14 protein-coding genes are annotated in these 19,914 nt (G+C 71.7%); 3 read left to right on the forward strand and 11 right to left on the reverse strand.

Features of this window, described 5'->3' with window-relative positions; genetic code table 11:
- Positions 1-11 precede the first annotated feature (11 nt).
- From FKN01_RS13055 to FKN01_RS13100, 10 genes are all read right to left on the reverse strand, one after another.
- Positions 12-3,287, reverse strand: a complete 3,276-nt coding sequence (locus FKN01_RS13055) for a LamG-like jellyroll fold domain-containing protein (protein WP_143619831.1) — start codon at positions 3,285-3,287, stop codon at positions 12-14.
- A 231-nt stretch (positions 3,288-3,518) separates the two neighbouring features.
- Positions 3,519-4,616 (reverse strand): NADH:flavin oxidoreductase/NADH oxidase, encoded by a 1,098-nt coding sequence (locus FKN01_RS13060; RefSeq protein WP_143619833.1) that lies wholly within the window; start codon positions 4,614-4,616, stop codon positions 3,519-3,521.
- Between the two features lie 118 nt (positions 4,617-4,734).
- Positions 4,735-5,013 (reverse strand): DUF1876 domain-containing protein, encoded by a 279-nt coding sequence (locus FKN01_RS13065; protein WP_143619835.1) that lies wholly within the window; start codon positions 5,011-5,013, stop codon positions 4,735-4,737.
- Positions 5,014-5,090: 77 nt separating this feature from the next.
- Complete coding sequence (locus tag FKN01_RS13070; RefSeq protein ID WP_143619836.1) at positions 5,091-5,471, reverse strand: hypothetical protein; 381 nt, start codon at positions 5,469-5,471, stop codon at positions 5,091-5,093.
- A 39-nt stretch (positions 5,472-5,510) separates the two neighbouring features.
- Positions 5,511-8,732: a glycosyl hydrolase 115 family protein gene (locus tag FKN01_RS13075; protein WP_143619838.1), complete on the reverse strand. Its 3,222-nt coding sequence runs from the start codon at positions 8,730-8,732 to the stop codon at positions 5,511-5,513.
- A gap of 20 nt (positions 8,733-8,752) precedes the next feature.
- A complete protein-coding gene (locus tag FKN01_RS13080) occupies positions 8,753-9,838 on the reverse strand; it encodes an endo-1,4-beta-xylanase (protein WP_143619840.1) in 1,086 nt (361 codons plus the stop codon).
- A gap of 157 nt (positions 9,839-9,995) precedes the next feature.
- Positions 9,996-12,410 (reverse strand): glycoside hydrolase family 3 N-terminal domain-containing protein, encoded by a 2,415-nt coding sequence (locus tag FKN01_RS13085; protein WP_143619842.1) that lies wholly within the window; start codon positions 12,408-12,410, stop codon positions 9,996-9,998.
- A gap of 52 nt (positions 12,411-12,462) precedes the next feature.
- Positions 12,463-13,356: a carbohydrate ABC transporter permease gene (locus FKN01_RS13090; protein WP_143619844.1), complete on the reverse strand. Its 894-nt coding sequence runs from the start codon at positions 13,354-13,356 to the stop codon at positions 12,463-12,465.
- Positions 13,357-13,360: 4 nt separating this feature from the next.
- A complete protein-coding gene (locus FKN01_RS13095) occupies positions 13,361-14,290 on the reverse strand; it encodes a carbohydrate ABC transporter permease (protein WP_143619846.1) in 930 nt (309 codons plus the stop codon).
- A gap of 2 nt (positions 14,291-14,292) precedes the next feature.
- Entirely contained in the window at positions 14,293-15,543 is a 1,251-nt protein-coding gene (locus FKN01_RS13100; protein WP_143620033.1) for an extracellular solute-binding protein, read from the reverse strand.
- A 337-nt stretch (positions 15,544-15,880) separates the two neighbouring features.
- On the opposite strand from FKN01_RS13100, the gene FKN01_RS13105 reads away from it, so the two are divergent.
- Together FKN01_RS13105 and FKN01_RS13110 are read left to right on the forward strand one after the other, a co-directional pair.
- A complete protein-coding gene (locus FKN01_RS13105) occupies positions 15,881-16,816 on the forward strand; it encodes a substrate-binding domain-containing protein (protein WP_398932154.1) in 936 nt (311 codons plus the stop codon).
- Positions 16,817-16,925: 109 nt separating this feature from the next.
- Complete coding sequence (locus FKN01_RS13110; RefSeq protein WP_143619848.1) at positions 16,926-18,014, forward strand: exo-alpha-sialidase; 1,089 nt, start codon at positions 16,926-16,928, stop codon at positions 18,012-18,014.
- Positions 18,015-18,030: 16 nt separating this feature from the next.
- On the opposite strand, the gene FKN01_RS13115 is transcribed toward FKN01_RS13110, so the two are convergent.
- Complete coding sequence (locus FKN01_RS13115; RefSeq protein WP_073968826.1) at positions 18,031-18,708, reverse strand: uracil-DNA glycosylase; 678 nt, start codon at positions 18,706-18,708, stop codon at positions 18,031-18,033.
- Positions 18,709-18,793: 85 nt separating this feature from the next.
- Here FKN01_RS13115 and FKN01_RS13120 point away from each other — a divergent pair, with 85 nt between their 5' ends.
- On the forward strand, positions 18,794-19,804 hold the full coding sequence (locus tag FKN01_RS13120) for an N-acetylglucosamine kinase (protein WP_143619849.1): 1,011 nt from the start codon (positions 18,794-18,796) through the stop codon (positions 19,802-19,804).
- Positions 19,805-19,914: the final 110 nt, after the last annotated feature.

Consider the following 19,914-nt stretch of genomic DNA (forward strand, 5'->3'; position numbering starts at 1 on the left):
GCGGGGAGGGCTTACGCCTTCCCGCCGTCGTACAGCGCGGTCACCTCCTGGTCGGTGAGCGCCTTGTCGTACACCTGGACCTGGTCCACGGAGCCGTTCCAGAAGTCGGTGTTGCCGCCCGACCACTTGGCGCGGCCCACGGACAGGGCGCCGCTGCTGACGTCGGCCGGTCCGGCCGCGGCGGTGGAGGCGAGCTTGCCGTCCACGTACAGCTTGATCCGGTCACCGCTGCGGACGCCGACCAGGTGGTACCAGTGGCCGAGCTCGGGGGTCATCTCCGCCCGGGCGCGGTGGGCGCCGGGGGTGGAGAAGGCGAAGGCGCCCTGACCGTACTGGAGATAGAACGGGTTCTCCTGGCGCCGGCCGTCCTGGCTGACGACGGTGGCGTAGTTGCCCGGGAGGGCGTCCAGGGAGGCCCAGGCCGAGACGGTGTAGTCGCCGGTGGTGTCGACGACCGGGCCGTCGGTCTCCGCGTACTGCCCCTCACCGTTGAACTTCAGCCCCGAGCCGTGCACACCGGTGGTCCAGGACGCGCCCTCGGTGAGGGTGAGGTCCTTGTGGTTCGGGCCGCTGTCGGCGGCCTTGGTGCCCTTGTTCTCGTCCAGCGACCAGGAGGCGCCGCCCTTGACCGGGGTGCGGGAGCCCGCTGCGGCGCCGGCGGCGATGACCTCGCGGTTGATCTCGCGGACCTGGGCGGCGTCGACCTTGATCTCGCGGCGGTCGTACGTCCAGAGGCCGTTGAGCTCGTTCTCGAGGTCGGTCACCTGGGTGTAGATGGAGCCGGAGAGTTCGGCGCCGGCCGCTTCCAGGTAGTACTTGCGGGTGTTCTCGACGTACTTGGCGGTCAGCGCGGCCTTGTCGGCGACACCGCTGTAGATCACGGTCGGGGCGCCGGGCCACATGTGGCCGGGCATCCGCAGGGTGAAGCCGCCGTGCTCGCCGTCCATCGCGGCGCGGTTCGCGTCCGGGAAGGCCGGGTCGGTGTTGTTGTAGTCGTGGTGGTCGATGATGTCGCCCTTGCCCGAGTCACCCTTGGAGTTGCAGCAGTTGACACCGCTGTGGGCGTTGACGATGCGGGAGGGGTCGGCGGCCTGGACCTGCTCGGTGATCTTGCCGGTCTCGGTGCGGTCCCACTCGCCCCAGCCTTCGTTGAAGACGATCCAGGAGCCGATCGAGGGGTAGTTGTGGAGCTGCTTCATCATCTCGGCGCCCTGGTCGAGGAAGGCCTGGTGGCCCTTCTCATTGGTGAGGTTGCCGGAGACGAAGTCCTGCCACACGAACAGACCGAGCTGGTCGGCGTGGTAGTACCAGCGGGCGGGCTCGACCTTGATGTGCTTGCGCACGGAGTTGAAGCCGAGGTCCTTCTGCGCCTTCAGGTCGAAGACCAGCGCGTCGTCGCTGGGCGCGGTGTTCAGGCCGTCCGGGTAGAAGCCCTGGTCGAGCTGGGCGAGCGAGAAGAACGGCTTCCCGTTGAGGACGATCTTCCGGTAGCCGCCGACGTCGGCGATGCCGACCGAGCGCATGCCGAAGTAGCTGCCGACGGTGTCCTTGTACCGGCCGTCCTTGAGGGTGACCTCCAGGTCGTAGAGGTACGGGTCGTCCGGGGTCCACAGGTGCTGCTTGGCGACCGGGAGGCTCAGCTCGCGGTTGGCCGGGCCGCTGGTCCTGCCGACGACCTTGCCCTTCTTGTCACGGGCGACGGCGGTGACCGTGGCGGACTTCGACGCGTCCTCGGAGTTGACCGTCAGGGCGAGGCGGCCCTTGTCGATGTCCGGCGTGGTCGTCAGGGAGTCGACGGCTGCCGGGGCGACGGGCTCCATCCAGACGGTCTGCCAGATGCCGGAGGAGGCGGTGTAGAAGATGCCGCCGGGGTTGGCCGACTGCTTGCCCGTGGGCTGGTCGGGGCCGGTGGTGTCGGTGACCGCGACGACGATCTCCTGCGGGCCGCTGCCCTTGATCGCGTCGGTGATGTCGGCGCTGAAGGCGGTGTAGCCGCCGGTGTGCTCGGCGACCTGCTTGCCGTTGACCCAGACGGTGGCCTGGTAGTCGACGGCACCGAAGTTGAGCTTCAGCCGGTTGCTCTTGCCGTGCTTGTCGCCCTTGACGGCCCAGTTCTTCGGGACGGTGACGAGCTTGCGGTAGAACATGTGGTCCTCGTGGCGCTCCAGGCCGGAGAGCTGCGACTCGACCGGGTACGGCACGGTGATGCGCTCGTCGAGCTTCTTGCCGAAGACGGGCTTCTCACCCGCTTCGGCCCCGGCGAACTCCCACTGCCCGTTGAGGTTCTGCCACTTGTCACGCACCTGCTGCGGGCGGGGGTACTCGGGCAGCGGGTGGTCGCGGTCGACCTTGTCGCCCCACTGGGTGGTGAGACGGTGCGTGGAGTTGTTGGTGGCCGTGCGGTTGATCTCGGGGACGGTCTCGCCGCCCGACTTCAGGCCGCCCTCGCCGTCGTACGCGATCTTGACGCGCTGGTCCTTGAGGACGGCGGCGTCCAGCTTGACGACGAGTTCCCTGCCGCCGCGGGTCCGGGTGACGGACTTGACCGGCATCGGGGTGGTGTCGGCCTCGATGGTGAGGTGGTTCTTCAGGTCCGCGTAGTCGCTGACCTGGTCCTCGAAGACCGCGTGCAGTTCGGTGCCGTTGTCCGCGATGCTCAGCCCGACCGGGTAGACCTCGAAGTCGGCGGGCGGGGTGAAGGCGGACTCCGGGACGAACTGCCTGGCCAGGTTCGCGCTGGACCAGCGCAGGAACATGTTGGCGCCGCCGGTGTCCTGGAACATCTCCAGCTTGAACTCGTGCGCCTCGCCGGCCTTGAGCGATATCGGCTCGCTGGTCTGCTCGTTGTCCCAGTCGGGCTCCCAGTGGTCGATGACGGCCTTGCCGTCGATGAACAGCCGGAAGCCGTTGTCACCGCTGGCGGCGAAGGTGTAGTCGCCGTCCTCGGGGGCGGTGAGGAAGCCGGTCCAGCGGGCGGTGGTGTTCTCGGTCCGCCCGGTGGTCGACTCGAACGTGCCGGTGAGGCCGGGGAAGTTGATGTTCGGGTCGAGCGAGACCCCGCCCAGCTTGTCGAAGTCGCGCGCACCCGGCGCGGACATGCTGAAGTACTCGCCCTTCAGCCCGTGGACGGTGGTGGCCGGGTCGCCGGCCTTGAAGGTGGTCGAGGCGGCACTCGCGGGGGTGGCCGCGGCGGCCGGGACGAGCGTGGCACCGAGGGGGATGAGCAGCGCGGCGGCGCAGGCCGCTGTCCTGAACAGAGCGCGGGGGTGGGGCGTTTGTGGTCTCAAGGCGTCGTCCTGTCGAGAGAGCTGAAGTGCCTCGAACCTGTGAGGCACAGCACACAATCGAACATTGAGCCACAACATCAAACGCAGAACAACAGTCGTGCGCGAGGATTTTTCAACGATAGAAAGCCCGGCCGGCGCCGGCCCGTGACGGGTGCGCGCAGACCGCCCCCTTCGCACACCTTGGGTGCGAAGAGGGCGGCCGGGGTCGAAAGGGAAGTACCTGACTACGGATCAGATGGCGTAGCCGTACTGATCGGGGGCGTGCACCGCGCCGTTCAGCGCGCGGGCGGCGTCCCGGGCCCAGGAGGGGCTGCGCAGCAGTTCGCGCCCGAGGAGGACGGCGTCCGCGCGCCCCTCGGTGAGGATCTTCTCGGCGTGCTGCGGGTCCGTGATGAGACCCACGGCCGCGACGGGCAGCGCGGTCTCGCGCTTCACGCGCTCGGCGAAGGGCACCTGGTAGCCGGGGCCGGTGGCGATACGGGCGCGGGGCGCGTTGCCGCCGGTGGAGACGTCGAGCAGGTCCACCCCGTGGTCCCGCAGGAGCGCCGCGAGCCGCACCGTCTCGTCGGCCGTCCAGCCCTCGCGCTCGTCCTCGGGGTTCTCGGTGAGCCAGTCCGTCGCGGAGACGCGGAAGAAGACCGGCAGCTCCTTCGGCCACACCTCGCGCACGGCGTCGACCACCTGGAGCGCGAAGCGCACGCGGTTGTCGAAGCCGCCGCCGTACTCGTCGGTGCGGTGGTTGCTGTGCGGGGAGAGGAACTGGCCGATGAGGTAGCCGTGCGCGCCGTGCACCTCGGCGACCTGGAAGCCCGCGTCCAGGGCGCGGCGGGCGGCCCGGCGGAAGTCGTCCACGACGCCCGCGATCTCGTCGGCGGTCAGCTCGTGCGGGACCGGATAGCCGTCGTCGAAGGGCAGCGGGCTGGGGCCGACCGGGGTCCAGCCGTGCGCCTCGGGCCCGACGGGGCCGCCGCCGGTCCAGGGCGCGGCGGTGGAAGCCTTGCGTCCGGCGTGGGCGAGCTGGATGCCCACGACCGACCCCTGCGCCTTGACGAACTCGGTGATCCGGCGGAACGCCGCCACCTGGGTGTCGTTCCAGATGCCGAGGTCGGCCGGGCTGATGCGGCCCTCGGGGCTGACGGCCGTGGCCTCGGTGAGGATCAGGCCGGTGCCGCCGGTGGCGCGGGCGGCGAGGTGGGCGAAGTGCCAGTCGTTCGGGACACCGGCCTCCGGCCCCTCCACCGCGGCGCTGTACTGGCACATGGGTGCCATCCACACCCGGTTGGGCACGACAAGCGACCTGAGGGTGAAGGGCTCGAAGAGGGCACTCACGACGGACTCCGTTTCGCCGGGTACGGAAGGATCGCTAGTACGATACATCCCGTAGTACGACGCCCGTCAAATTACGACCACTCTCGTACAAGCGTCCCGCGGTCCCGCGGGGGCCGCGTCAGCGGGGATTCAGCGGGTACGAGCTGCGGCCGGCCGCCTCGTCGATCTCGTCGTGGGCCTTGGTCAGGAGCTTCATCGCCAGTTCGTTGAGCGCGCGGGCCCCGGCGATCTCCTCCCCCACCCGGGGCTGCTCGGCGTCGGAGGGGTGGCGGCTGGCATAGCCGTGGGCGCGCACCTCCTGTCCGTCCGAGAGCCGCACCAGGGCGGCCGCGCGGGTGCGGTGGGCGTCCTCCTCGAATTCGAGCTCGATGTGCCATCCGACAGCGGTCCGGGTCATGGCGTTCACCTCCACGGAAGGTCTCCCTTCCAGGGTGCTCCTGCCGCCGGGCCGCGCGCGAACGGGGCCTTCCCGGCTCACGCCCCCGGCAGCCGGCCCCGGCGCCGGAGCGGGATGGCGGCCCCGGCGTCGTACATCTGGTTCCAGCTGCGGCCGGCCCCGGACGCCCAGGTGACATGGGCGGTACCGCCTTCGACGCGGACGGCCGCCACGGTCATGGCGCGGTCGCCGTCGCGCACATCACCGCGGCGCAGTTCGTCCGCCCTGACGGCGACCGGGTCGGCCGGCCCGCTCTCGGCCTCGTCCGCCGCGAGGCCGAGAGCGGCGGCCAGTTCCCGGGCGCGGGCCGGGCTGCACCGGAAGGTGCGCTCGCCGGACGGGGTGGTGAGGGTGATCCCGACCTCCGCCCCGGCGGGGGCGACCCGCAGGATTCCGTCGTCCCCGTGCTCGTCCGTCATCGCCGCTCACCTTCCCGTGTACGTTCCGCGCCCGCCGGCTCAGTCCAGCCGGAGGCTTTCCGGCGGGCCCAGATAGCTGGGTTCGAGGCCGCCGGTGTCGATCACCAGGTTCTGGAGGACCACCGTCGGGTCGACCATCCAGAATTTCAGCACATGCACCCCGGGGGCGGTGACGCGGTGGACCGTGCCGGTGATGTTGACGTTGTCGGAGGTGTGGCGGGCCCACTGCGGGTTCATGGTCCCGTCGTCGGCTCCCGTGACCTCGGTGACGTTCACCCGCTGCGGGGCGTCGTCGTCGAAGGAGACCGCGTACGTCAGCCCGTCGGTCGGCAGCGCGTTGTTACGGGGCGAGAGATACGCGTACACGGTGACCGGGCCGGTGGTGAAGAGGCTGACCCGGTACTCCAGGCGCGGGCTCCGGCCGCCGGGCGTCCGACGGGCGGCGGTGACCGGGAAGGGCTCCATGCCGGCCCCGGTGCGTCCGATGTCCGGGATGCGCTGCCAGGTGACGCCCCCGCCGCCGACTGCCCGGTGGTAGTGGTCGGCCTCGATGGACACATGGCCGCCGGCCTCCACGAAGCCGCCGAGCCGGGACCGGGAGAGGGCCGGCCGGTCGGCCACCGCCGTGACGGTCACCTCGGCCCCGTCGGGACCGGTGACGGTGACCGGGACCCGGGTGACGCCCTTGGGCGCCCGGTCCCAGTCGACGCGCAGGGTGATCCGGTCCTGCGTGGTGACCCGTCCGCGCACCCGGTCGGCGGTCAGCCAGGACGCTCCGGTCCGCACCCGGTAGTCGAACGGATCGCGGCCCCGGTTGAACACCTCGATGTACTGCGCGGGCCGGGTCTGGTAGGGGCTGAACACCGGCAGCACGGCGGGCGCGGTCTCGTGCGGCCACCACGCGGTGGAACCGTCGACGGCGACGCCCATCCGGGCCCCGGCGGGCAGGTCGATGCGCTCGACGGCCGGGAAGAGCACGTCCTTGATGGCCACGTTGTCGATCTCGGGCTGCTGCCAGGGCGCGTTGGGCCCGTAGCGCTCGACGTCGCCGTAGTCGATGTGCGGCTGGGTCTGGAAGCCCCGCCACTTGCCGCCCGCGATCTTCGTGTTGAAGCGGTCGGCCAGGGCGAAGTCGTCGGCGAGCCGCGCCTCCGCGGTGGCCGCCAGCTCGTTGGTGAGGGCCCTGCCCTGGGCCGCGTAGTGGATGTTGGTGAACTCCGCCTCGCGCAGCGCGTACAGGTTGGCGGTGGCCGCGACCTCGTAGCCGACCAGTTCGTACCAGGCGTCCTGGGCACGGGCCGGCAGCCGGCGCCCGATCCGCCCGGCCCGCTCGCCGAGCCGGCGCCACTCCTCGGTGACGCGCTCCAGCTCGCGGTAGTGCACGAGACTGAAGGGGGTCGCCCGGTCGTCGTAGACCACGGCCGAGCTGTCGGTCGCGGGGTCCTTGGCCGGGTCGAGGGTGATCCGGCGGTTGAGCAGCTCGGGCTTGCGGCGGGCCTGGAGCCGGGCGTACTCCCGCAGGACGGAGGCGATCTCGGCGGCCTGCTTCTCGCCGAAGTTCTGCCGGGCGTACGTCTCCTCCCACTCCGGCAGCCGGTCCAGGGTCCAGCGCTCCGGGTTCCAGGCGTACTCCAGGAAGAACTGCGTGGGCAGTTCGTTGCCCTTGAGGTCGCCGACGTTGGTGACCCACAGTCCGTGGTTGCCGTACGCGTGGCACTGGTGGAGCTGGTCCCACATGTTGGGGAGGGACGCGGTGTCGACCCACTTGTAGTTGCGGCCGACACCCACGTAGTCGAAGTGGTAGTACAGCCCGTAGCCGCCCCGCCTCGGCCCCTCGGCGGGGTCGGGGAGCTTGCGGACGTTGGCCCAGTTGTCGTCGGTGAGGACCACGGTGACGTCGTCGGGGACGCGCAGGCCCCGGTCCCAGTAGCGCTGGACCTCCTTGTAGAGCGTCCACACCTGCGGGATCGTGGTGACGTCCTTGCCGGAGACCTCGGCGAGGATCTGCCGCTGGGTGGCGATGATCTCGGTCATCAGCTCGATGCCGTCGCCGTCCGGGAGGCTGACGTCGCCGTTGCCGCGCATGCCGAGGGTGACGACGCCCTCGAATCCCTCGTCCTTCATCCGGCGGATGCCGTCCGCCCAGTACGCCTTGAGCGCCTCGGCGTTGCGGCGGAAGGACCACTCGCCGGTGCCGCCGTATGGATCGTGGCCGGGGGTGGTGATGTTGCCCTCGCTGTCGCGTACGGCGGCGACGGCGTGCCGGTTCCACTCCTCGATGCCGCGCATCATGGGCGCCTCGTGCGAGGTGCCCATGACGACGCCGTACGCCTTGGCGGTGGCGTGGTTGAGCGGGTCGTCCTCGGCGAAGGCGCGGCCCCAGACGGCCGGCCACAGGTAGTTGGCCTTGAGCCGGAGCATGACCTCGAAGACGCGGGCGTAGAAGTCCGCGTTGAAGCCGCCCTCGAAGCCGGGCGCCTTGCCGGGCCCGAAGTACGCGGGGGCCCAGGTGCCGAGCGCCGGGTTCTCGTCGTTGATGAAGAAGCCGCGGTACTTCACGGCCGGGGTGCCCTGGGTGTGCCGTCCGGGCAGTACGTGGATCTCGTCGCGGTGTACGGGGGCGACGTCGTCCCACCAGTACCAGGGCGAGACGCCGATGCCGCGCGAGACGTCGTACGCGCCGTAGATGGTCCCGCGCTGGTCGCTGCCCGCGACGACGAACGCGCGCTCGACGCCGGGCAGCGGGTGGTCGACGACGGTCTGGAGGCTGGTCTCCCACTTGCCCCGGATCGAGGAGACGTCGAGCCGGCCGTCGGCGACCAGCCGGTCGATGAGGGGGCTGCGGCCCACGGTGCCGACGATGATGATCTCGCGGGCCTCGGGCACCGCCCCGTGCGAGAGGGCGGGGCGCACTCCGGTGACGCGTTCGATGTCGTCGCGGAGGTCGCCGGCGACCCTGACGACGCCCGGCCAGTCGTGGTCGCTGACCAGGAGCGGTGCCGCCCGTCCGCGCCCGGCCAGCGGGAAGCTGCCCCGCCTGGCGGTGAACGAGATGTAGGCGCCCGGGTCGGTGGGCCGCGGCGCGGGACCGTGTCCGGTGGCGGACGCCTCACCGGTCAGGCCGACGAGGGAGCCGAGAGGGGTGGCGGTGAGCGCGGTGAGTCCGAGGCCGCGGCCGCGGACCGCTCTGCGGCTGGTCCGCCGCGGGTTGTCGCTGCCGGAGGGGTCAGAGGTGCGGGGGCCGGAGGTCTCGCTGTCCATGCTGCTCTCCTTCTCCGTGCTCAGTCGCGGCCGGCGGCGAGCAGCAGGTCGTCGCGCAGGGCGCTGTAGGCGGGCTTGGGCCGGTAGTCCTCGTCGAAGAGGTTGGCGGCGCCCTCGCCCTCGAAGGTGTCGGGCACCCAGGAGTACTTGTCGGTGAAGCCCCACACCGTGAAGTCGGTGCACTTGCGGGTGAGCAGGCAGCCGCGCAGCAGCACGTCGTAGCCCTCGGCCTGCGCCTCCTGCTTGGTGCTGTCGGAGGGCATCGGGACGCGGACGTCGGCCTCGGTGATCGCGGTCTCCAGGCCGAGGGCGTCGAACCGCTTCATGTTCTCGGCGATGTCGTGGGGGGCGTTGTACTGGACGGACAGGTGGCCCTGGATGCCGACGCCGTCGATCGGGACGTGCTGCTCGCGCAGCTTGACGACCAGGTCGTAGAGGGCGGTGCTCTTCGCGTTGACGCCCTCGATGTTGTAGTCGTTGATGTACAGCTTGGCCTTGGGATCGGCCGCGTGGGCCCAGCGGAAGGCGTCCGCGATGTAGCCGGGGCCCAGCTTCCGGAGCCAGATGCTGTCGCGCAGCGTGCCGTCGTCGTTGAACGCCTCGTTGACGACGTCCCACTGCCAGATGCGGCCCTTGAAGTGGCGGGCCTCGTCGGTGATGTGCTTGCGCAGGATGGCGCGCAGCTCGTCGGCGGTGAAGTCTCCGGTCGTGAGCCAGGCGGGCAGCTGGTTGTGCCAGAGCAGGGTGTGGCCCCGCACGAGCTGGCCGTTGGCGCGGGCGAAGTCGACCAGCTTGTCGGCCTCCTTCCAGTCGTACTGGCCGCGGTTCGGCTCGACGACCTCCCACTTCATGACGTTCTCGGGGGTGACCGAGCTGAACTCGCTCGCGGCCTTCGCGCGGTAGGGCGCGTCGTCCGCCAGGGCCGCCATGTCGACGGCGGTGCCGATGCGCACGCCCGATCGCAGGCCGAGGGCGCCGAGGGTGGTGGCCCGCGTGTCCTGGTGCCCGCGTCCGCGGTCGTCGTGGGCGAAGGCGTTGATGGTGCACGGGGCGAGCAGGGCCGCGGCGGCGGCGCCGACCAGGACGGCCTTGATTGGCTTGCGCATGACAGAAACCCTTCGAGAGAGCGCGCACGCCGGAGCCCCGTGACCTGAGGGAGGCGTGCGCGGGTGTGGGTGTTTCGAAAGTTTCGTGAATCTGTGGACCGAGCAGGAGGCGCCACGGTAGGGGCCGCGGCGCCCCCCGCCCGGGGTACGGGTGCGGTCAGCCCTGTACGGGGGCTGCCGCGGGCACGGCTTCGACCGCCGCGTCGCACACCAGCCGGCGCCGGTGATCCACCGTGCGCTCGGGTCCGGTGAGGCGCAGGTGCACCGTGTGCCGGATGTCCTCGGCCCCGCTGGACGTGGCGAGCCGCAGCTCCAGCGCGCCCGGCTCCACGACGCGCCGCCCGCCGATCCCGGTGAAGGACACCAGGTCGGCGTGGAACCGGAAGCGCACCCGCGCCTCCTGGCCCGCGTCGAGCGGGACCCGGGCGTAGCCGATGAGCCGGGTGTCGGGCCGGGTCGTCTGGGCGACCGGGTCGTGCACGTAGAGCTGGACGACCTCCGCGCCCGCCCGGTCCCCGGTGTTGCGGACGGTCAGCTCGATGTCGGCGGAGCCGTCGGTGGGGATCTCCTCCGGGGCGGGGGCGCCGGGCTCCCAGGCGAAGGAGGTGTACGTCAGGCCGTGGCCGAAGGGGTACAGCGGTGTCGGGTCCAGGTTGCTGACCCCGTTGGCGAGCCCGAGCGGCGGCTGGAGGTAGGTCCACGGCTGGCCGCCCGGGTGGCGCGGGACCGAGACCGGCAGCCGGCCGGAGGGGCTGACCCGGCCGGAGAGCACGGAGGCCAGGGCCGGGCCGCCCTCCTCCCCGGGGAAGAACGCCTGGACCACGGCGGCCGTCCGGTCCGCCCAGCGGCCGAGGGCGTACGGGCGGCCGGTCAGCAGGACCAGGACGACCGGGGTGCCGCTGTCCAGCAGCGCGTCGAGCAGTTCGCCCTGCACGCCCGGGAGCGCGAGGTCGTCGGCGTCGCAGCCCTCGCCCGAGGTGCCGCGCCCGAAGAGCCCGGCCCGGTCGCCGAGCACGGCGACGCACACGTCCGCGTCCCGGGCCAGGTCCACCGCCTCCGCGATGCCGGAGGTGTCGGTGCCGTCCACCGCGCAGCCGGGGGCGCCGGTCACCGTGGCCGCGGGGAACTCGCCGCGCACCGCGTCGAGCACGGTGGGGATGTCGATGCCCATGGCGGTCTCGGGGTGCAGGACGCCGACGTGGCTCGGGAAGGAGTAGCAGCCGAGCATGGCGAGCGCGTCGTCGGCGCGGGGGCCGATCACCGCGATCCGCCCGGTCCCGGCGAGCGGCAGCGTGCCCCGGGGGTTGGCGAGCAGGACCACGGCCTGTTCGGCGAGTTCGCGGGCGAGGGCGCGGTTGCGCGGCGGGTCCAGGTCGATGGTCTCGCGGGCCTGCTCCGGGTCGGTGTCGCGCAGGAGCTCGGGGAGCGGGGACCAGTCGGGGTCGAGCAGCCCGAGTTCGCACTTCTGGAGGAGGACCCGGCGCAGCGCGCGGTCGACCAGGGCCTCGGGGACCGCACCGGCCAGGACGGCGGCGGCGAGTTCGTCCCCGTAGCTGCGGACGGTCGGCAGCTCCACGTCGACCCCGGCGCCCAGGGCGAGGCGGGCGGCGTCTGCGCGGCCCTCGGCGACCTTGTGCAGGGTCTCCAGGAAGCCGATGGCGAAGTAGTCGGCGACCACGGTGCCTTCGAAGCCCCAGGTGTCGCGGAGCAGCCCGGTGAGCAGGGTGGGGTCGGCCGCCGACGGCACGCCGTCGATCTCCGCGTACGACTGCATGACGGAGCGGGCGCCGCCCTCGGTGAGGGCCATCTCGAAGGGCGGCAGGATGACGTCGGCCAGTTCCCTGGCCCCGGCCCGGACCGGCGAGAGGTTGCGGGCGCCGGCCGACGCCGCGTACCCGGCGAAGTGCTTGAGGGTGGCGACGATGCCGGCGGACTCCAGGCCCTTCACGTAGGCGGTGCCGATGGTGGCGACGAGGTAGGGGTCCTCGCCGATGGTCTCCTCGACCCGGCCCCAGCGCAGGTCGCGCACGACGTCCAGGACCGGGGCGAGGCCCTGGTGGATGCCCACGGAGCGCATGTCGCTGCCGATCCGGTGGGCCATCTCGGTGATCAGGTCCGGGTTCCAGGCCGCGCCCCAGGAGAGCGGGACCGGGTAGGCGGTGGCGCCCCAGGCGGTGAAGCCGGCCAGGCACTCCTCGTGGGCCAGGGCCGGGATGCCGAAGCGGCCGGCGCCCGTGATGGCCCGCTGGGCCCGGGCGAGCGAGATCGCGCCGACGGCGGGGTCGACGGGGGCGGTGCCGAAGGGCCGGGTCAGCTGGCCGAGACCGCGCGGGATGAGCGCTTCCCAGTCGATGGCGTCGACCATCTCGTTCTGGTGCGGGGCGACCCCGTCCCCGTCGGCGTCGGCGCCCACCCAGATTCCGTACAGCTGGGCGGTCTTCTCCTGGAGGGTCATCCGGGAGACGAGATCGGCCACACGCTCCTCGGGGGCGAGCGCGGGGTCCTGCCAGGGGCCGTCGACGGCGGTGGCCGCTTCGGTCCTGGGGGCATGCGGAACAGGGGGGTTTGCCATGGCGGCGGAGATTCCTCTCAAGAGTGCGGTGGTACGCGGCGGCATGGGTGCGTTACTTGCCGCCCACCCCCATCAGTCCGTTGACCAGTGCCTTACGCGCCACGAGGTACACGGCGAAGATCGGTACGACGGAGAGCACGATCGCGGCGAGCACGGCCGGGATGTTCACCCCGAACTGGGACATGAAGTTGAAGAGGCCGAGGGTCAGCACCCGGTTCTCCTCCGACTGGGTCAGGATCAGCGGGAACAGGAAGCCGTTCCACGCCTGGAGCGCCGTGTAGATCGCGACCGTGCTGATGCCCGCCTTGGACATCGGGATCGCCAGCTGCCACAGCATCCGCAGCGACGAGGCGCCGTCGAGCGCCATGGCCTCGTACATCTCCTCGGAGACGTCTCGCATGGTGCCGCTGAGGATCAGCACCGCCACGGGCATCGCGAACGCCGCGGTCGGCAGGATGATGGCCGGCAGGCTGTCGTACAGGCCCATCTTGCTGATGAGCAGGTAGAGCGGCACGATCACGGCCTGGGCGGGGATGGCGACGCCGAGCAGGAAGGTGCGGAAGGCGAGTCCGGAGAGTTTGCTGCGGGTGCGTACCGCGACGTAGGCGACGGGGATCGAGAGGACCAGCACGATCGCCGTGGTCGCCACGGCGACGATCGCCGTGTTGGAGAGCATCGTGGCGAAGCCGCTGTCCAGCACCGTGCGGTAGTTGTCGAGCGTCGGGTCGGTCGGGATGGCCAGCGGGTCGCCGTTCAGCGCCTCGTCCTGGTGCATCAGCGAGGACGAGACCAGGGTGTAGAGCGGGACGATCACGAGCACGAGCCAGACCAGCGAGCCGAGGCCGGCCAGCGGGTTGCCCCACCTGCGGCGGCGCGCGGCGGTGGCCGGGCGGGTGCGGGTCAGGGGCCGTGCGGGGCGCGTCGCGGGGCGGGTGTCGATCGACATCGCGTCACATACCTTCCCGGGTGGAGCGCATGTTCCCGAAGCCGCTGAAGCGGACGAGGATCAGCGAGATCGCGGTGGCCACGACGACGAGTGCGGTCGCGATCGCGGCGGCGTACCCGAGGTCGTAGGTCTGGAAACCGGTGCGGTACATCAGGTACGGCAGGATGGTGGTGTCCGTACCGGGACCGCCCTTGGTCATGATGAGCACGGTGTCGAAGTAGGTCAGCGAGCCGACGATCATCAGCACCGACGAGGTCGTGATGGTGTTGCGGAGCTGCGGCAGGGTGATGTGGAAGAACTGCCGGAACATGCCCGCGCCGTCGATCTCCGCGGCCTGGTAGAGGACCTGCGGGATCTGCCGGGTGCCGCCCTGGTAGATCAGGGTGTGGAAGGGCATGAACTGCCAGCCGCCGACGAACGCCACGGTCAGCAGGGCGCCGGTGGACGAGCCCATGATGTTCGGGTCGATGCCGAACCAGGGCCCGATCTCCTTGATGACTCCGAAGTTGGGGTCGAGCAGCGCGTGGAACAGCATCGCGATGGCGGTGGTGGAGAGCAGCAGCGGGATGAAGAAGATCGCGGAGAGCACGGCGCGGCTGCGCTGCCGGCCGGCCGCCCAGACGCCGAGGAGCAGGGCCACCGGGGTCTGGAAGGCCCAGCTGATGGTGGTGAGGAGCAGGCTGAGCCAGGCGGCCTGGCGGAACTCGGGGTCCTTGAAGAGCCGGGTCCAGTTGGCCGTGCCGGCGGAGGTCGGGTCGTTCAGCCCGTCCCAGTGGCAGAAGGAGAGGTACACGGCGATCGCCAGCGGGACGATCGCGAAGAGGGCGAAGAAGAGGATGCCGGGCAGCGCCCAGGCGACCGGGGGGCGGCCGACGTTTCCGACGGCCGCCTTCCGTCCTCCGCGCACCTTGGGTGACGAGGAGACGTGCGACATCTTTACTTGACGGCCTTCATTGCGGCGACGAACTGCTCGGGCGTGGACTTGCCGGCGAACAGCTTGCTGATCTCGGTGAGCAGCGGGGTGGCGATCTTGGACTCCAGCGCCTGGTCCCAGGACAGGGTGAAGTCGGGCGCCTTCTGGACCATCTCGTACTGGTCGGTGGCGAACTGCGGGTTCGGCGATCCGCTCAGCATGGAGGCGGCGTTGGAGGTGGTGGGCACGTCGCCGTTGTCCACGAGGGCCTGCGCGTAGGACTTGGAGGCCATGGTCTTGAGGAAGGCTATGGCCGCGTCCTTGTGCTTGGTGCGGGCGTTCACCGACCAGTAGTTGGTGGGGTTGCCGACCACGTCGGCCGGGTCGCCGACGCCGCCGGCGACGGTCGGGAAGTTCGTCCAGCCGAGGTCCTTCTTGGCGAAGTCGGGCGCCTTGCCGAGCTGGGTGGAGTATTCCCACGAGCCCATCAGGTGCATGGCCGCCTTGCCCTTGTTGAGCAGGGTGGGCGCGCCGCCGTTGCCGTAGTCGACGGAGTTGAAGTTCTCGCCGAACGCGCCGTCGTCCACGAGCTGCTTGACGGTCTGGGCGGTCTTCAGGACGGCCGGGTCGCCCCAGGCGGAGCTGTCACCGTTCTGGATCTTGCGGAAGACGTCGGGGCCGCCGATCCGGTCGAGCAGGTACTCCATCCACATCAGTTCGGGCCACTTGTCGGAGCCGCCGAGGGCGAACGGCGTGATGCCCTTGCCCTTGAAGGTCTTGATGGCCTTCTGCAGGTCCTCCCACGTCTTGGGGACCGTGACGTCGTTCTCGGCGAAGAGGGTCTTGTTGTAGAAGAGCATGACGGGCTGCATACCGCGCATCGGGACGCCGTAGACCTTCCCGTCGAGGCTGCCGGCCGTGACGATCGAGGGCAGGAAGCCCTCCTTCAGGGTGGCGTCGTTCTTGAACGTCGAGGTCAGGTCGACCAGCTGGTTCGCGTCGACGTACGGCTTGATGGAACCGCCGCCCCAGTTGAAGAAGATGTCGGGGGCACTGGGGGAACCCATGGCGCTGCGGAGCTTGTTGACGTACTCCGTACCGGGCACCGGGACGAGCTTGACCTTGACGTCGGAGGTCTTGTTGAACTCCTTGACCGCGGCCTCCTGCACCTTCACCGCGTCGTCGCCGTAGACGTACGCGGTCAGCGTGCCGCCGCCGCCACCGCCACTGCCGCCGTCCGATCCGCAGCCCGCCAGGACTCCCGCCATGACCATGGCCGCACCGGCTGCGGTCCATCTCGCCGCGCGCTTGCCCTGAGTGAAAATTCCCGACCGCATGACCGCACCTCTGTCGAATCTTTCGGAGTTGCTTGCGAATGTTGCCGGAACCGTACGGTTGGGTTTCGGGCCAGTCAAGAGGTCGCGGAGCGCGAATTTTTCGCCGGGGGCCCCGCCTCCGTTCGGGCGTCCGGCGGTTACGATTCGCTGTATGAGCCCCGGAAACGTCCAGTCACATCAGGAGAATGCGCCTGCCGCAGCGCCGTCGGACGGCACTGCCACGCTGGCGGAAATCGCCCGAGCGGCCGGAGTCTCGGCTCCGACAGTTTCGAAGGTGCTGAACGGGCGTGCCGATGTCGCGCCCGGTACGCGCACCAAGGTCGAGGAGCTGCTGCTCCAGCACGGCTACCGCCGCAGACGCGGCTCGACCACGCAGTCGCAACTCATCGACCTGGTCTTCCACGAGCTGGACAGCGCCTGGGCCATGGAGGTCGTACGCGGGGTGGAGAACGTCGCCCGCGAGGAGGGCCTGAGCCTGGTCCTCTCGGAGAGCGCGGGACGCCTCAGCCCCGGGCAGACCTGGGTCGACGGGGTCCTGGCCCGCCGGCCGGTCGGGGTCATCCTGGTCCTGTCCGACCTCACGGCCGCCCAGCGCGCGCAGCTCACCAGCCGCAGCATCCCGTACGCGGTGGTCGACCCGGCCGGAGACCCCGGCGACGACATCCCCTCGGTCGGCACGACGAACTGGCAGGGCGGTCTGGCCGCGACCCGCCACCTCACCGGCCTGGGCCACCGCCGGATCGGCGTGGTCAGCGGACCGTCCCGGATGATGTGCAGCCTGGCCCGGGTGGACGGCTACCGGGCCGCCCTGGAGACGGCGGGGCTGCCGAGCGATCCGTCGCTGGTCCGCGAGGGCGAGTTCTCGCACGAGGCGGGGTACGCGGCCGGCATGGAGCTGCTGCGCTCGGCGGACCGGCCGACCGCCGTCTTCGCCGGCAACGACCTCCAGGCGCTCGGCGTGTACGAGGCGGCGCGCGAGCTCGGTCTGCGCATCCCCGAGGACCTGAGCGTCGTGGGCTTCGACGACCTGCCGCTCACCCGGTGGATCGGGCCCCCGCTGACCACGGTGCGCCAGCCCCTGATCGAGATGGCCGAGACGGCGGCCCGGCTGGTGCTCGACCTCGGCCGGGGCCGGCAGCCCGCGACGACCCGGGTGGACCTGGCGACGAATCTGGTGGTCCGCAGCAGCACGGCCCCGCCCTGCCGCTGAGCCGGGGCCGCCCGGACCGGGACACCCCGGGCCGTGGTCCGGGCCGCTGTCAGTGCCGGGGTGCAGACTGACCGATGTCCGGCACAACGGCGTTTCGGGAGGTTCGGTCATGACCGGGGTACTGCTCACCGTGGGCACCCGCAAGGGGCTCTTCATCGGCCGCAGGCGCGGCGGTACGTGGGAGTTCGACGGGCCGCATTTCAACGCCCAGGCGATCTACTCGGTCGCCATCGACACCCGGGGCGAGCGGCCCCGGCTGCTGGTCGGCGGGGACAGCGCGCACTGGGGCCCGTCCGTCTTCCACTCCGACGACCTGGGCGCGAGCTGGGTCGAGCCGAGGACCCCGGCCGTGAAGTTCCCGGAGTTCACCGGGACTTCGCTGGAGCGGGTGTGGCAGCTGCACCCGGCGGGGCCCGAGGCGCCGGGCGTCGTCTACGCGGGCACGGAGCCGGCCGCGCTCTTCCGGTCGGCGGACGGCGGCGAGTCCTTCGAGCTGGTGCGCCCGCTGTGGGAGCACCCGACGCGCGAGCGATGGGTGCCCGGCGGAGGCGGCGAGGGGCTGCACACGATCCTGACCGACGAGCGGGACGCGCGCGCCGTGACGGTCGCGGTCTCCACCGCCGGGGTGTTCCGGACCGCCGACGGCGGCGCGAGCTGGTCCCCGGCCAACAAGGGGGTCTCGGCGGTCTTCCTGCCCGACCCGGACCCGGAGTTCGGCCAGTGCGTGCACAAGGTCAGCCGGGACGCGGCCGACCCGGACCGCCTCTACCTGCAGAACCACTGGGGCGTCTTCCGCAGCGACGACGCCGGGGGCAACTGGACGGACATCGGCGCGGGCCTGCCCTCGGACTTCGGCTTCGCCGTGGCCGCCCACCCGCACCGGGCGGACACCGCGTACGTCTTCCCCATCAACGCCGACGCCGACCGGGTGCCCGCCGAGCACCGCTGCCGGGTCTTCCGGACCACCGACGCGGGCGCCCACTGGGAGCCCCTGTCGGCGGGCCTGCCCGAGGGCGCGCACTACGGCACGGTGCTGCGCGACGCGCTCTGCACGGACGACGCGGACCCGGCCGGGGTCTACTTCGGCAACCGCAACGGCGAGTTGTACGCGAGCGCGGACGACGGGGACAGCTGGGAGCAGCTCGCCTCGCACCTCCCGGACGTGCTGTGCGTGCGGGCGGCGGTGGTCGAGGTGTGAGCTCCGGGCGAGCCGCTCACGGCAGCCGCCAGTCGACCGGCTGGGCGCCCTGGGCGACGAGCAGTTCGTTGACCCGGCTGAACGGCCTGGACCCGAAGAAGCCGCGGTCGGCGGACATCGGGGAGGGGTGGGCGGACTCGATGGCCGGCAGGTCGCCGAGCAACGGCCGCAGATTGCGGGCGTCGCGGCCCCAGAGCACGGACACCAGCGGCTTGCCCCGGGCGGCCAGGGCGCGGATGGCCTGTTCGGTGACCTCCTCCCAGCCCTTGCCGCGGTGGGCGCCGGGCGAGCGGGGCGCGGTGGTCAGCGCCCTGTTCAGCAGCAGCACGCCCTGCCGGGTCCACGGGGTCAGGTCGCCGTTGGACGGCCGGGGCAGCCCGAGGTCGGCGTTGAGCTCGCGGTAGATGTTCTCCAGGCTGCCCGGCAGCCTGCGGACGTCCGGCGAGACCGCGAAGCTCAGCCCGATCGCCATCCCCGGCGTGGGGTAGGGGTCCTGACCGACGATCAGGACCCGTACGTCCTCGAAGGGCTGCTGGAACGCGCGCAGCACGTTCGCCCCGGAGGGGAGGTAGGTGCGGCCGGCCGCGACCTCCGCACGCAGGAAATCGCCCATGGCGGCGATGCGCCCCGCCACCGGGGCCAGGGCGTCGGCCCAGCCGGGCTCGACTACTTCGTTCAACGGTCGCGCTGTCACGGAAGATCACCCTACCGGCGCAACGCGGTGCCCCGGGGATAGGGTGCTGCCCGTCCCTCACCTCTTCGTCCCCGGGAGCCGGTCCATGACCTCACACGGACAACCGGGCACGTTCGTACTCGGCGTGGACTCGGGCGGCTCGGGCCTCCGGGTGGCGCTGGGCACGGCCGAGGCGGACGCCCCCCTGGCGACCGTCGCGTGCGGCGGTCCGGTGCGCACCGGGCCGCGCGGCATCGACGCCGCCCACCTCCTGGATCAGGTGCTGCCCGCCGTACGCGGCCTGCTCGACGAGCACGGCCCCGGCGGGCGGATCACCGCCGCGGCCGTCGGCGCCGCGGGGATGGCCACGCTGGGCGACGAGTTGCGCGCCGAACTGCCGGACGCCCTGGCGGACGCGCTGGGGGTGCGCCGGATCGCGCTCGCGGCGGACGCGGTGACCGCGTACGCCGGGGCGGTCGGGCAGCGGCCCGGCGCGGTGGTGGCCGCCGGCACCGGGCTGATCGCGCTGGGCACGGACCTGACGGGGTGGCGGCGGGCGGACGGCTGGGGGCACCTGCTGGGCGACAGCGGGGGCGGCGCCTGGATCGGGCGGGCCGGGCTCGACGCCGCGATGCGCGCGTACGACGGGCGGCGCGGTGGCTCGCCCGCGCTGCTGGCGCGGCTGGAAGCGGTGTTCGGACCGCCCGGGGAGCTGCCCGGTCTCCTCTATCCGCGCGCCGACCGGCCCGCGCTGCTGGCTTCGTTCGCGCCGGAGGTGGCCGCGTGCGCGGACCGCGACCCGGTCGCCGAGGGCATCCTGCGGGGAGCCGCCGCGCACATCGCGGAGGCCGCCGCGGCGGTGTGCCCGGAGGCGGAGGCGGACGGGGAGGCGTGCGAAGTCGCGCTGACGGGCGGGCTGTTCCGGATGGGCGAACCGTTGCTCGCCCCGCTGCGCGAGGAGTTGGCGCGGCTGCTGCCCCGGGCACGGGCCGTCCCCGGTTCGGGTGATCCCCTGATCGGCGCGCTGCGCATCGCCCAGGCCCTGGACGCCGGGGGGCTGCGGCTGCCGCACCATCCGACGCTGCTCTGCGTTCCGGCGCCCGGCCCACGGGAGTAGAGTGCGGGGCGGACGGACGGCGGCAGCGGGTCAGGGTAGTCGGCCGGTAAGCCGCCGATCGGATAAAAGCGGACAGAGGCCGCTCGACCGGACCCTCCCCGCGCAGGACG

Source organism: Streptomyces sp. 130, from assembly GCF_007096885.1.
Taxonomy (GTDB): domain Bacteria; phylum Actinomycetota; class Actinomycetes; order Streptomycetales; family Streptomycetaceae; genus Streptomyces.

Bases quoted from the DNA above. Each gene is read 5' to 3' on its own strand.
- FKN01_RS13065 (WP_143619835.1), bottom strand. From the start codon at position 5,013: ATGACCCGGACCGCTGTCGGATGGCACATCGAGCTCGAATTCGAGGAG.
- FKN01_RS13070 (WP_143619836.1), bottom strand. From the start codon at position 5,471: ATGACGGACGAGCACGGGGACGACGGAATCCTGCGGGTCGCCCCCGCC.
- FKN01_RS13075 (WP_143619838.1), bottom strand. From the start codon at position 8,732: ATGGACAGCGAGACCTCCGGCCCCCGCACCTCTGACCCCTCCGGCAGC.
- FKN01_RS13080 (WP_143619840.1), bottom strand. From the start codon at position 9,838: ATGCGCAAGCCAATCAAGGCCGTCCTGGTCGGCGCCGCCGCCGCGGCC.
- FKN01_RS13085 (WP_143619842.1), bottom strand. From the start codon at position 12,410: ATGGCAAACCCCCCTGTTCCGCATGCCCCCAGGACCGAAGCGGCCACC.
- FKN01_RS13090 (WP_143619844.1), bottom strand. From the start codon at position 13,356: ATGTCGATCGACACCCGCCCCGCGACGCGCCCCGCACGGCCCCTGACC.
- FKN01_RS13095 (WP_143619846.1), bottom strand. From the start codon at position 14,290: ATGTCGCACGTCTCCTCGTCACCCAAGGTGCGCGGAGGACGGAAGGCG.
- FKN01_RS13100 (WP_143620033.1), bottom strand. From the start codon at position 15,543: ATGGTCATGGCGGGAGTCCTGGCGGGCTGCGGATCGGACGGCGGCAGT.
- FKN01_RS13110 (WP_143619848.1), top strand. From the start codon at position 16,926: ATGACCGGGGTACTGCTCACCGTGGGCACCCGCAAGGGGCTCTTCATC.
- FKN01_RS13120 (WP_143619849.1), top strand. From the start codon at position 18,794: ATGACCTCACACGGACAACCGGGCACGTTCGTACTCGGCGTGGACTCG.